Source organism: Paenibacillus sp. S29, from assembly GCF_049319765.1.
Classification (GTDB): Bacteria; Bacillota; Bacilli; order Paenibacillales; family Paenibacillaceae; genus Paenibacillus; species Paenibacillus polymyxa_B.
In genome coordinates this window covers 306,973-319,698 of the sequence record NZ_JBMOUI010000002.1, presented here as the reverse complement: position 1 = coordinate 319,698, position 12,726 = coordinate 306,973, and the positions used below count along the sequence as shown (strand labels likewise).

Sequence of the window (12,726 nt, the reverse complement as noted above, 5' to 3'; positions counted from 1 at the left end):
ACACAGCTTATACTTCATTGCCCATCTGGATTACAGAATGCAACTCTGGCCAAGGCAGAAGTTCTGCAAGCTTGTCCAATTGCTCCTCATTCCAAATATTACTGACTAGTAACTGCTTCAGTACAATTATATGACGTTGCGGATCGCGCTTCATGACATCTGCAATCGCTTTGTACCGGTCGGGTCGATTTCGCAATATATTGAATAAAAGTTCATGACTGAGCGGCATCAGACGCAGTGAAGCACTCCCCAGCTCAAGCTGAACACCAGTCGACCAAAGTAGTCGCTCGATCTCTAAGCGGTATAACGCTCCGTCACATAATACCTCAAATCCTCCCACCAACTCGACTGGAAATCCCTCCAGATCATAGTGGCTCAGCAATGAAACGTAAGAGCCGCTACGGTCGACCTGCTGTCGATCTATACTCATACCCAGGGGGTGCGAATGAAGCTGCTTTGCGGCATGAATATCCGCATAAATATCAATGTCCCGAGGCAGGCGATCCAGTTCAACTTCTTGCACAAGTAGTGAACAGCTCCCGCCCAGCATCCACGGAACCGACACTGTTGACCAGCTCTCTGCCAAGCTACTCAGCGCAACTGCCAGATTGTGAGGAAGCCTGTCTACTAACACTGATGATATTGCCTCCTTCAACATTATTGCCTCCTTTTCCGTCTTTCCTTCCGTTTCCTGATGGGCATCATTATAACATGTTCGACAGGGCAGTTCGATATTTTGTGTACTGAAAAAGAGGTTACCTACTCCAAAATACAAAAAAAACCGCGAACCTTCCCGGTTCACGGTGATTAATACTAACTGGCGTGCGGCCAGCGGTCTATTTTTTCATCATCATTTTCATCAACGCTTCCATATTGGAAGGATTCATTCCGCTCTTTTTGACAGCACCAACAATATCCCTTACTGTATCTTCCGACACCGGAATGTTCGCCATCGCAGACACCTGCTTGATAAGCTGACGCAGTTGCGCTTCGCTTTGAAGCGTGTCCGCCTTTACCGTGCCTGCCAGCTTTTTCACTGCATTTTCGGATATGTTTTTGCCGCCTTTTTTGTTAATGGCCTTCAATGCATCTTTCGGAAAGTTTTTATTCACAATCTCCCCTCCTCCGCCATTGCTCAACTCAGTCTATGAGTGGCGGAGACAAAAGGTGATTAAGCGTACATAAGACATGCCAAACGCCTAACTAAAAAAGGCTATCTCATTATAGAAAAAATCTACCATGAGACAGCCTTTATATTATTAAAGCTCATCCGAGCCCTTAAGAATGCCATTGCTCCCAAGTTTGAAGTGGCATGACTTCCATCTCGGTCTTAGGATCGCGACCCATCAGCGCCTCAACGGCCTTACGGACGTCACGTCCTTCAAACAGTACTCCATACAGCACCTCTGTAATAGGCATCTGAACACCTAATTTTTGAGAGATGGCGTATGCCGCTTTTGTCGTTCGAATACCTTCTACGACCATGCCCATAGATTCCAGCACAGCATCAAGCTGTTGGCCCTGTCCCAATAGTGACCCTGCACGCCAGTTGCGACTGTGACGACTCGTTGCAGTGACCACTAGATCGCCAATACCAGCCAGGCCGGCAAAGGTTAGTGGGTTAGCGCCCATCTCAACTCCGGCACGGGTAATTTCAGCCAATCCACGGGTCAATAAAGCCGCTTTGGCATTATCACCGAAACCAAGTCCATCTGACATTCCTGCACCCAATGCGATAATGTTTTTTAGCGCCCCGGAAAGTTCCACGCCGAGCAAATCACGGTTTGTATAGACGCGGAAATAGGAGTTCATGAACAGCCCCTGTGCGGCTTGTGCAGCCTTCTCATTGGAGGAAGCTACAACGACCGTTGTAGGACATTTCCTCACCACTTCTTCCGCATGACTCGGGCCAGACAGCACAGCAATATCACCCTCAGCGACTTCCAGTTCTTCCGAGATCACCGTGGACATACGTTTAAGCGTTTCAGTTTCAAAACCTTTAATGGCATGCACTACCAGCATATCCTTGCTAAAATGAGCTTTCAGACTACGTGCTACCTGACGAGCAGCAGCCGAAGGAGATACGATAATCACTGCTTTAGCACCAGATACCGCAGTCTGCATATCAGTTGTAGCTGAAATGCGGTCAGACAAAATGGAGCCTGGTAAATAATGCTCATTCGTATGCTTCTCATTGATTTCAGCTGCTTGCTGCTCGTTTCTCGTCCAGACAGAGACATCGTTGTTATTGGCCGCAAGAACGGAAGCCAGGGCTGTTCCCCAACTCCCAGCGACCAGCACAGCTATTTTCTCAGACAAGACGATCTCCTCCTTTGGAGCCAAGCTTGTTCTCATTCCCACGTACCAGCTTGACTATGTTGGTACGGTGTCTCCACACAGCGAACAGACAAATGATTAGAGCCGTCCAAAATAACGGCCATGCATAACCAAGCACGAGTAATATCCAGGGAGTCAAAATGACAAATATGAGCGATCCCAAGGATACGTAACGCGTCATTACGATTGCAAGTATCGCAATGATTCCGGCATATAGTGCGGGCAGTAAGGCAAGCGATGCCAATACACCAATAGCAGTCGCAATACCTTTTCCTCCACGGAAGTGAAAATATATCGGCCAGTTATGGCCCGCAATCGCTGCAATGCCGCACAAACCCGATACCCAGGATGATTCTCCACCTAACCAGTGCCCTATTAGCACTGCAATAACCCCTTTAAGTACGTCCAGCAGCAGTACCAGAATAGCTGGGCCTTTTCCAAGCACACGCAGCGTATTCGTCGCACCGGCATTGCCGCTTCCATGCTGGCGAATGTCGATTCCTTTTAATTTTCCATACAGCAAACTAAAGCTGACAGAGCCAAGCAAGTAACTGAGTACGATGGCAACGATTTGTAAAATCAACCTATTCGCTCCTAACTTTCGTCAGACTTGCGCCGTGTAAAGATACGAATTGGAGTTCCTTCAAAATTGAAGGCGGCGCGAATTTTGTTCTCCAGATAACGCTCATACGAGAAGTGCATTATTTCTGGATCGTTTACGAATACAACCATCGTAGGCGGCTTAACAGCAACCTGGGTCACATAGTTAATACGCAGACGACGTCCCTTGTCTGTTGGTGGAGGATTGATGGCAACCGCGTCGGAAATTACATCATTCAGCAAATGTGTCTGAATACGCAATACATGCTGCTGTGCCACATGCTGTACAACAGGAAGCAGCTTTTGCAGGCGTTGCTTCGTTTTTGCAGACAAGAACACAATCGGAGCATATGTCATAAACAGAAAGTGATCGCGAATTTTCGTTTCAAACTGGTGCATCGTTTTATCGTCCTTGTCCACGACATCCCATTTGTTAACGACAAACAGAGACGCTTTCCCCGCTTCATAAGCATAGCCAGCAATGTGCTTATCCTGCTCAATAATGCCTTCCTCGCCGTTAATAACGACCAGTACAACATCTGCACGCTCAATGGCACGCATGGCACGCATTACACTATATTTTTCAGTCGTTTCATATACTTTGCCACGTTTACGCATACCTGCCGTATCAATCAGCACATACTTTTGACCGTCTTTTTCAAAAGGTGTATCAATTGCATCACGCGTCGTGCCCGCAATGTCACTAACGATAACCCGTTCTTCTCCCAGAATGGCGTTAACCAGTGAAGATTTACCTACATTCGGGCGGCCGATCAAGGCAACACGAATAACGTCTTCATCATAGTGATCTTCTTCCAGCTCAGGCAAATTGGACGTAATTGCATCTAGCAGGTCGCCTATCCCTGTGCCATGACTACCAGAAACAGCAATTGGATCACCAAATCCATAAGAATAAAACTCATAAATCAGATCGGCGCGACTGAGGTTGTCCACCTTGTTGACAGCTACGATGATCGGTTTACCCGAACGATATAACATTTGAGCTACCTCTTCATCTGACTGTGTAATTCCTGCTTTCGCATCACTCATGAATACAATTACATCTGCTTCTTCTATTGCAAGTTCGGCCTGCATACGGATGGATTTTAAAATGACATCCTCACCATCAATCTCAATGCCGCCGGTGTCAATAATACTGAAGGATTTACCATTCCACTCCGATATACCGTATATACGGTCACGAGTGATTCCGGGTTTATCTTCCACGATGGACAAACGATCCCCGATAATCCGATTAAAAATAGTGGACTTACCCACATTCGGACGACCAACGATAGCCACAACGGGTCTTGCCATAAATTCACTCCTCCTGTCAATTCTTCCGCTATCATCATAGCAAAAAACATACCTATTAGCGATATGGTCACGTAACAACAATCGGCGAACCCTCTGGGTCCGCCGATGGTGTACGTTATGCTTATTATAAAATGTATTGATTTAAACTCATTTAAATTTGTTCAGCTTATCGCCAAAACGCTCGCCGAGCGTAATGCTCAGACCGGAATTATTGAGGGAAACGTTAGGATTATTCAGTTCCTCACGAGGTGCACGAGATGCACGTGGTGCTCTTTCTGCTTTAGGAGCAGCTTCAGGAGCTTCCTCAGTTTCTTTAATGCTCAGGCTAACACGTTTTTCGGAAGGATTCATTTCAAGAATTTTAACTTTCACTTCTTGTCCTTCTTCCAGAACTTCTTGTGGAGTTCCAATGTGTTTGTGGGAAATTTGGGAAATATGAACCAAACCTTCCACGCCAGGAGCGATTTCAACGAATGCACCGAAGTTAACCAGACGTTTTACAACACCTGTTACGATGTCATTGTTGTTGAATTGTCCAGCAGCCGATTCCCAAGGACCAGGCTGTGCAGCTTTCATGCTCAGGCTGATTTTTCCTTTTTCAGGATCTACTTTCAACACTTTCACTTTCACTTGATCTCCTTCAGAAACTGCATCAGAAGGCTTATCGACATGAGTCCAAGCAATTTCAGATACGTGAACCAGACCGTCCACGCCGCCAACATCTACGAAAGCACCGAACTGAGTAAGACGTTGAACCGTACCTACGATTTCTTGGCCTTCTTTCAGCTCAGCCATTACTTTAAGCTTGTTGGCTTCGAATTCTGCTTCCAGAACATCTTTTTGAGAAAGGATCACTTTGTTATTTTCACGATCCAGTTCTTTTACAACAACACGCAATGTGCGGCCTTTGTAATCACTGAAATCTTCAACGAAGTGGCGTTCTACCATGGATGCAGGGATGAATCCGCGCAGACCCACGTCTACCACGATGCCGCCTTTAACGACATCATTCACAACAACTTCAAATACTTCTTTGCTTTCGAACAGTTGCTCCAACTTTTCCCAAGCATTTTCACTGTCGATTGCACGTTTGGACAGAACAAGTTTTTCCTTGCCATCGTCAATGCTGATAATTCTAGCTTCAACCTCTTGGCCTACTTGTACTGCTTCTTCTGCGTTATCCAAACCAGAAGACAACTCGCGAATTGGAATAACTCCATCGTATTTATATCCAATGCTTACTACCGCTTGGTTATCTTCCAATTTCACGATTGTACCCTTAACGGTGTCACCTTTTTTCAGGGAGACGATTTGATCGAGCTCGTCTTGATTTGCCGCTTCAGCAGCTTCTTGATTTTTAATTTCTTCCGACATGTCAATACCCTCCTCAATTCAAAAAAAACCATTTATTTAAACCTGCGCATGGCAGAGTTCAAAACATAAATAAACTTTTGTTCTAGTTTTCCGAGCTTAGACACAATTCATGCAAGCCTTTCAGTTATTCGTAGGCTTACCCGTTTCCTTCATCGTGCGAATACGAGACATAATTGCTTCTGTTGCAAGTTCAAGCGGATCTCCTTCGATATCGGCACCCTTTTGGTAAGCGTCCAAATTGACAGGTTTACCGTATAACACTTTCGTTTTACGGAAAAGCTTGTAATCACCAATAATGGCGACCGGAACGGCAGCCGCTCCACTGCGTAGCGCAAAGCTTGCAGCACCTTTTTTACCGATTCCCCCAGCTCCTCTGGAGCCTTCGGGAAAGATCCCCATAACCTTACCATCACGCAAAATGTTCAATGCCAGCTTAATGGATTCCTTACTTACACCACCGCGTTTGACTGGAAAAGCTCCCAGTTTCCCAATTAGTGGACCCAGTACAGGAACATTAAACAGCTCGGCTTTTGCCATAAAGTGAACCTTTCGCTTCAGCAAAATACCGACTGTAGGAGGGTCAAGATTACTAATATGATTAGAACACAACAGCACTCCACCCTCAGCAGGAACATTTTCCCTGCCTACCGCCTCAAGTCTAAACAGAACGCGGTAAATGAGACGCAAAATACTGGCGCATACAGTATATATCATTGGCTGATCTCTCCATCCTTCTCCGTTAAGCAATAAGATACGATCGTATCAACGACATCCTGAATGCCCATTTGAGTCGTATCGAGCACGATGGCGTCCTCACTGCAACGAAGCGGGGATACCTCCCTCTCCTCGTCAAGCTTGTCACGTGCCGCAATGTCACGTTCTAGCTGCTCCAGAGTGATATCATCAGTTTCGCTCAGTTCTTTAAAACGGCGAGAGGCACGTTCCTGAACACTTGCGGTCATGAACACCTTGACTTCCGCATCGGGAAGTACAGTTGTTCCAATATCGCGACCATCCATAACGACACCCTTGCGTGCAGCCATCTCACGCTGGTTTTCAGTCAAACGTGTACGTAAACCAGCAATACTTGAATACTGTGACACGTTGCTAGTCACTTCCATCGAACGGATCACAGTGGTTACATCTTCCCCGTTACAATAAACCTTTTGGCCTGTGGGGTCCGGTACTAATTCAATCACCAGCTCAGGTACATGTTGAAGCACTTTTTGTACATTTTCTGCAGGAATTTCCTTACGCATCATGTACCACGTTGCTGCTCGGTACATGGCTCCGGTATCTACATATACATAAGAAAGTGCTTTCGCCACCAGGCGGGCCACTGTACTTTTCCCTGCACCAGCAGGTCCATCAATGGCTACATTTATTTTGTTACTTGAAGATACATGTTGCCTTGCCAACAGGGAATTCCTCCTAACCTAACCTCAAGAAAAAAGCAGGCATTGCCTGCGACGTGAAAATTATACCACACATTTATAGGCGATGCAAAATAAGCGACAGGTTTACTAAAAAAGAAAAATTTCGGATGATTAAGATTTCCCCCGGAATTCCAGCTGTCTTTCAAAGCAATATTTAATCAGTTTTTGGCGCTCCTGATCAGCGATTTCCTCATATTTCAGCATAATGAGTTTGCGACCGTTTTCCATCTGCTGAATGCGCACAATTTCAGATTGGAACGGAACATGCTCCTGAGTACCGTTTTTATATGGAACTAAAATCCAGCAAGACAATGATTCTCCTTCTTCAAGATGATGAGTTCCCTGGGTGTGAAAAGAAACACCCCCGCCTCCTACATCATGTGTCTCTGCTACAAATCTGGACTCGTTCGCACCATGCTTTACTGCAATTTCCAAGTTGGCCTTAACCCGAAGAAAGTTGCGGCGCTGAATTTTGCTGATGCTGTCTGGAGCAGGTTTGTGGATACGAACCATCCGGAGGATATCCTCTTTAAAACCCGTAACGTGGGTATTAAAATAATTTTTAATCCCACCCTCGCTCATAAAAAATATAGACAGTTCTTCCCCTAGAAACAATTTTTTCAAATGCCCACTTGTTTGTGACATAGGAATTTCAATTAAAAAGTTCTGTGACTCCTCTTCCGCAATACGAGACTTAAATTCAAAAATCTCGTCCTTATGGTCAGTACCAGCCACTTGTATGTATAACACATCATTAATTTTGGGAAACAAATGATCCACCATCCTTGTCCATTAAAAGCTCTAATTAAGGTATATAATACCACGACTTTATGCCTATATTAAGCATTTTATTTGTTCGATCTATGACTAAAGCACAAAAAACCTCCTTCATGAAGGAGGTTTAGAGTGACTATTGATTCATTTTCATGTAATCAACTACGCATTACTTGCAGTAACCTGAGGTTCATCTGAATCTTTAACCTCTTCAATCGTTTCTTCCATCCCCGTATTGGCGTTAATGTATATCCGGTAGACGGAACCATTGATTTTACCACCAAATTCATAACATAGAACTTCATTTGAAAGTTCATTTTCAATTAAAGCTTTACGGTGGTAAGTTTCACGAAACTCAGGATTCAATTTTGCTCGTGCTGCATTCAAATTCAATTTCGCTTGCGGAATGCGGCGGAGATGACTATGCTCATACACATAATCACTGGATTGAAAACCGATCACTTGTCCGTTATCAAGGCCTGATCTGACTGTGATTTTTTCTGGATAGATAATCACGTCCCCTTGTTGGCTCGCAAATGTAATATTAGCTAAATTCCCGCTCTCATCATACGCAACTGGCTTCATTCCTTTGTAACCTTTTTGTTCAAGGTATTCACTAGCATAGCGAATCGCTTCATTACGTGTTGCTTTTTTAGGACCTACAGCTCTCATGTCATGATAAGAAATAAGCTTGCCGCCTTTTTTCGTAAAATCCATACTGGCCACGGGTTGCTTCTTATTTAGCAGGGTAGCTGTATAAGATGCCCATTCCGTTCCTTTACCGTTTTCGTTCACACGGATCTGACTTTCCGGTTTTCCTGTAAATTCAGCGGCATTTCGTTTAATTTGTTCTGCATTCACTGCCGGGAGACTCAATTTTTTCACAGAGCGTTTATCATAGATGCTGGCTACAGACGGTCCCCAATCCAGCTCCTTGTAGTTTTCCACCTTTTTGTCCACGGTTTTAAAGCCATCAATAATGGTGTTGTCCTTCGGACCAGTTTGCGAACCTGCCGCCATATCTACATCCATCCATCGCAAATTTTTGCTAAGGACCTTTTGCTGCACTTCCTGCATGTTTTTCGAAATTTCTTTGGAATTGTTATATAACGTTTTCAGGTTCGAAATTTCTTTCTCGTTTAAAGGCTCGTGATCCAGATCACGGACAGCGGTCTGATACGAAAACGCGGATAGATGTGACAGTAAATCCTTGGCATGATTAAAAGGCATTACATTCAGAGGCAACTGATTAACCTCATTTTGGGCCTCACTTGCAATCCTCCACACGTTCATCAAACATTTGCGGTGCATCGCGTGTGAAGTATTATGGACAGCAACCGCGTTCCCGAGTTGAGAATGCAGCTGATCCATATGAAACGACAAATCGTGAAACGCACGCTGGTATTGATTTTCCGCTTTTATCGACATGCTATTTGCCTGAAGAGACACCTCTTTTCTCATCTGGCTTTGCTGATAACCCCACACAAATGCTCCTATCATCATCAGGGTAACCACCGGGAACAATACGGCACTAAGTCGCTTATACATATTGGGAGTCTCCTTTCTTCAAGTACACTACCGATAGTGTGACAAGAAGAATGCTCTCTTATGCATGGTTTTCCATGACTTCAACAATAAACTCACAATTATCGCAAATGCAGCGTTTAAAGCCGGTCTGAATCTGTCCTTGCTCTATACGTCCTCTCAGCACAAAACGTTCCCCACATCTTTTACAATGAATTCTTACTTTTATACGCAAAAAAAAGACACCTCTTTCTCTAACAGGTTTGTCAGATCAGTGTGCCCCATTTTGTTACATGTTAACCTTTTCTTCCCGTTTTAACAAACGAAAAGGAGAACGGTTATTAGCTCGACTGATCTTCGCCATTCCTCCATACCATAGAAATGCCATAAGTGGAATGATAAACCAGATCCAGTCATGCGAAAATTTCGTTAAAATCAAATCGTATACTCCGTGCCAGAACCATGGAAGCACCAATGACAGCAGCAACATGTATTTGCTCCTCAAGCCCTCTGAAAACTTGGCCTTCCCCATGTAGTAGCCCATCATTACACCAAACATCGCATGACCAGATACCGGTAGCAATGATCTCATCAGCATCATGCTAATCGAAGCATGGCCCGCCCAGGCATATAACAGATTTTCAACTGTTGCAAATCCGAGTGAGACTGCGGCCGCATACAAAATACCGTCATAAGGCTCGTCGAACTCGGTATGATTATAGATGATGTGATACAACAGAAACCATTTAAAAAACTCTTCCACTCCCGCTGAAATGCCGAACACCTGGATTAACGTGTGATCCCCTAGCCAAAGCAGCAGCCCGCGTTGAAAAATCATGACAGGAAGAACCACCAAAAAGCCGAGCAAAAACACTTTAATAACCATGTGCAGTGGCTCCGAATCATACCTGTCCTTCAAGTAAAAATACATCAATAAGGCGAGACCCGGCGCTGTGGCTGCCGCTAAAACCGAAAACAGAAGCACCGATCATCCCTCCATAAAAATGAGTCGGCCCTGCTTTTAGCGCAGAGCCGACAAATTCACTTCGATATCACTTTCGATAAAACGAATCAAGAACGGCTGTCAAAATGAGTGCAGATGACAGCAACTGCCTGCTCAGGAATGACCAGCTTGCCGTACTCTTCCAACATAGCTGGTGTAACGGATGAGCCTTCTCCAAATTCAGCAAGAACCGCAATTAAAGCCGCAAGCTTGGACTCCTCTACTTCTTCTGGTTCCAAGTGCAGAATCCATTTTCCTCTATAATGATACAGCTTACCTGCTTCCGTAGTGTTACTACGAAGCATATGAGCCGCTTCTATGAGTACTTCGAAATCGCTAAACGCGTAAACGATGGAATCGCTATGCTCCAGCGTGACTTCCATTTCGTAGACTTCCTCTGGAAGCTCCTCATCGGGACCCGAACCATACTGTTGATGGTCGTATTTTCCCCGGGTGACGATAACAACCATTCCTTGAGCAGGAAGCGCAAAGACTTCGACAGCTAACGGTCCCGTGGCGTCGAAGCCCAGTTCGCTGTATGCCTGATCCATCATTTCGGTAAACAGCTCATGAACTCTTGGAATTTCTTGCCACATATCGTCTTTTTGAATACCGCGTTCGCTCAAATCGTCAAAGGTAAGGAAAATCCGTATCTTGTCCTGACTTAATCTTTCTATTTTCATACTGGACCCTCCTCCTGGCAGCCGAGTGTTATTAACAGATTATGATGCAATTATGATGCCTGTGATGAAAATGGTTCTATGTAATCATGTTATCATTTTATAATCGTAAATGCACGCAATAAAAAGATAAAAAAAAAGAATCATTTGAACGGCTTTTACAAAAAAGCCGCAAAATGATTCGGAATAAAGGTTTCTGGGTTACAATCCCGGTACGGCTGTATGAGTTTCTTTCAAAATTTGCTCGACCTCACGCTTAACATCGGGACTTGTTCTGATGAAGTCTTTAATCAACTTCATATTCTCTTCTTTGTTCTTGGCAGTATGGGCGTTATGAGCGGTTTTATCTGTTGGTGAATGGTGGTCTTGATCCTTATGGGTGTCTTCTTTATTTAGCGTTATCTCGCCCATTCCGGGGAATGCCGCGTCCATCATTTTAGTACGGGCTTTCTGCACTAAATTGCCGCTTTTTTTTCCACCCATGTCCATGGATAAGCCCAACATGTCGCGGTTGCGGGAGATCAAAGAGCTTGCTACAGCGCCCAAGACGATTCCCAGGAAAAATGAAGATGTTTTCACAATTAGAACCTCCCTTTGTGGTAGAATCAAGCATAGTGTTCGTCAGTAGTGACAAACTCATACGGTATAAAATACAGGAAGGTGAGATGAAATAATGGGTACAAAAACAGCAGCCATTTTGTTCACCGCATGTCTGCTGCTTAGTGCTTGCACTGCAACCAAGCCGGAATCTGCGGCAACAAGCAAACAGCAGGATTCGGTAGCGTCTGACTCAAGTAACAGCGCCAAAGATCAGAGCAGCGTCTCTTCCCCAAAAAGCAGCAGTAAGCAAGCAGGCAGTGATGATCATAACTCAGCGGGTAAAACCAATGCACAAAATGATAAAACCAGCGAAAGCAACGAAACAGGAGCTGCGACATCTGCAACTACCAATAACAAAATGTATCACTTGAACAAAGCCTACAATTTAATTCCTAACCAACAAGGCACCGAAAAAAAAGTCGTGTTACTGACCTTTGATGATGGTCCTAAGGAAGCAGCCATGATTAACAAAATCATAGATGTACTCGATAAACACAAAGCGAAAGCGATTTTCTTCGTAAACGGTTACCGTGTAAAAGAGCATCCTGAGTTGCTTAAGCTTATCCATGACCGTGGACAGCCCATCGGCAACCATAGCTGGGATCACATCGTGCTGAAGAATAAATCTGAGCCTGAGGTCAAAAAACAGATTGAATCGGTACAAAAAGTTGTTAAGGACATTACAGGACAAGCCCCCGTATTCTTCCGTCCCCCTCATGGTGCCGGCGGAGACGTAGGTCGCATGGTCGCTAAGGAAAACGGTCTCCTATACATGACATGGTCCGTCGGTTCTCTGGACTGGACAATGAAAAAGAATCAGCCTAATAAAACGGAGGCACTTCTCAAAAACGTAACGGAACAACTTCATCCAGGCAGCAATATTTTGATGCATGAACTGCCATGGACAGCTGAGGCTCTGGACAGTCTATTGACACGCCTTGAGCAAAAGGGGTACCAATTTGTTGATCCTCAAAGTATTGAAGTTCCTGCCAGCAAATAGAGACTTGCGTATACTCAGTCTTAACTGTAGATGATGCAATAAAGGCCTCCACTCTCCGCTATTCATGCGGAGACGGAGGCC

General features: G+C 44.7%; 14 protein-coding genes. 1 reads left to right on the top strand and 13 read right to left on the bottom strand.

The features are described from left to right. Positions 1-7: 7 nt before the first annotated feature. The 13 genes from ACL9RM_RS04480 to ACL9RM_RS04420 all read right to left on the bottom strand — a co-directional run bounded on the left by ACL9RM_RS04480 (position 8) and on the right by ACL9RM_RS04420 (position 11,624). A complete protein-coding gene (locus ACL9RM_RS04480; RefSeq protein WP_250268710.1) occupies positions 8-658 on the bottom strand; it encodes a hypothetical protein in 651 nt (216 codons plus the stop codon). A gap of 178 nt (positions 659-836) precedes the next feature. Next, a complete protein-coding gene (locus ACL9RM_RS04475; protein WP_013310741.1) occupies positions 837-1,112 on the bottom strand; it encodes a stage VI sporulation protein F in 276 nt (91 codons plus the stop codon). Between the two features lie 166 nt (positions 1,113-1,278). Continuing rightward, positions 1,279-2,319 (bottom strand): NAD(P)H-dependent glycerol-3-phosphate dehydrogenase, encoded by a 1,041-nt coding sequence (locus ACL9RM_RS04470; RefSeq protein ID WP_039271042.1) that lies wholly within the window; start codon positions 2,317-2,319, stop codon positions 1,279-1,281. Beyond that, positions 2,312-2,920 carry a glycerol-3-phosphate 1-O-acyltransferase PlsY gene (gene plsY / locus ACL9RM_RS04465; RefSeq protein ID WP_039271041.1) on the bottom strand — a complete coding sequence of 203 codons (609 nt, stop codon included), beginning with the start codon at positions 2,918-2,920 and terminating at the stop codon, positions 2,312-2,314. Before plsY ends, ACL9RM_RS04470 begins: the two co-directional genes overlap by 8 nt. 11 nt (positions 2,921-2,931) lie before the next feature. After that, positions 2,932-4,254, bottom strand: a complete 1,323-nt coding sequence (gene der / locus ACL9RM_RS04460; RefSeq protein WP_013310744.1) for a ribosome biogenesis GTPase Der — start codon at positions 4,252-4,254, stop codon at positions 2,932-2,934. Between the two features lie 147 nt (positions 4,255-4,401). Next, positions 4,402-5,628, bottom strand: a complete 1,227-nt coding sequence (gene rpsA / locus ACL9RM_RS04455) for a 30S ribosomal protein S1 (protein WP_013371699.1) — start codon at positions 5,626-5,628, stop codon at positions 4,402-4,404. 120 nt (positions 5,629-5,748) lie between these two features. Next, positions 5,749-6,342, bottom strand: coding sequence for a lysophospholipid acyltransferase family protein (locus tag ACL9RM_RS04450; RefSeq protein ID WP_013310746.1), 594 nt, complete (start codon positions 6,340-6,342; stop codon positions 5,749-5,751). Further along, positions 6,339-7,046, bottom strand: coding sequence for a (d)CMP kinase (gene cmk / locus ACL9RM_RS04445; RefSeq protein WP_039271040.1), 708 nt, complete (start codon positions 7,044-7,046; stop codon positions 6,339-6,341). Before cmk ends, ACL9RM_RS04450 begins: the two co-directional genes overlap by 4 nt. A gap of 129 nt (positions 7,047-7,175) precedes the next feature. Further along, a complete protein-coding gene (locus tag ACL9RM_RS04440; protein ID WP_165177242.1) occupies positions 7,176-7,835 on the bottom strand; it encodes a flagellar brake protein in 660 nt (219 codons plus the stop codon). Between the two features lie 165 nt (positions 7,836-8,000). Then, positions 8,001-9,386, bottom strand: a complete 1,386-nt coding sequence (gene ypeB, locus ACL9RM_RS04435; RefSeq protein WP_061829227.1) for a germination protein YpeB — start codon at positions 9,384-9,386, stop codon at positions 8,001-8,003. Between the two features lie 265 nt (positions 9,387-9,651). Further along, complete coding sequence (gene prsW, locus ACL9RM_RS04430) at positions 9,652-10,347, bottom strand: glutamic-type intramembrane protease PrsW (RefSeq protein ID WP_039271035.1); 696 nt, start codon at positions 10,345-10,347, stop codon at positions 9,652-9,654. A gap of 86 nt (positions 10,348-10,433) precedes the next feature. Beyond that, positions 10,434-11,048 (bottom strand): genetic competence negative regulator, encoded by a 615-nt coding sequence (locus ACL9RM_RS04425; protein ID WP_013310751.1) that lies wholly within the window; start codon positions 11,046-11,048, stop codon positions 10,434-10,436. Positions 11,049-11,246: 198 nt separating this feature from the next. Continuing rightward, positions 11,247-11,624 carry a hypothetical protein gene (locus ACL9RM_RS04420; protein ID WP_039271033.1) on the bottom strand — a complete coding sequence of 126 codons (378 nt, stop codon included), beginning with the start codon at positions 11,622-11,624 and terminating at the stop codon, positions 11,247-11,249. A gap of 94 nt (positions 11,625-11,718) precedes the next feature. On the opposite strand from ACL9RM_RS04420, the gene ACL9RM_RS04415 reads away from it, so the two are divergent. Next, on the top strand, positions 11,719-12,645 hold the full coding sequence (locus ACL9RM_RS04415) for a polysaccharide deacetylase family protein (protein WP_250268711.1): 927 nt from the start codon (positions 11,719-11,721) through the stop codon (positions 12,643-12,645). Positions 12,646-12,726 lie beyond the last annotated feature (81 nt).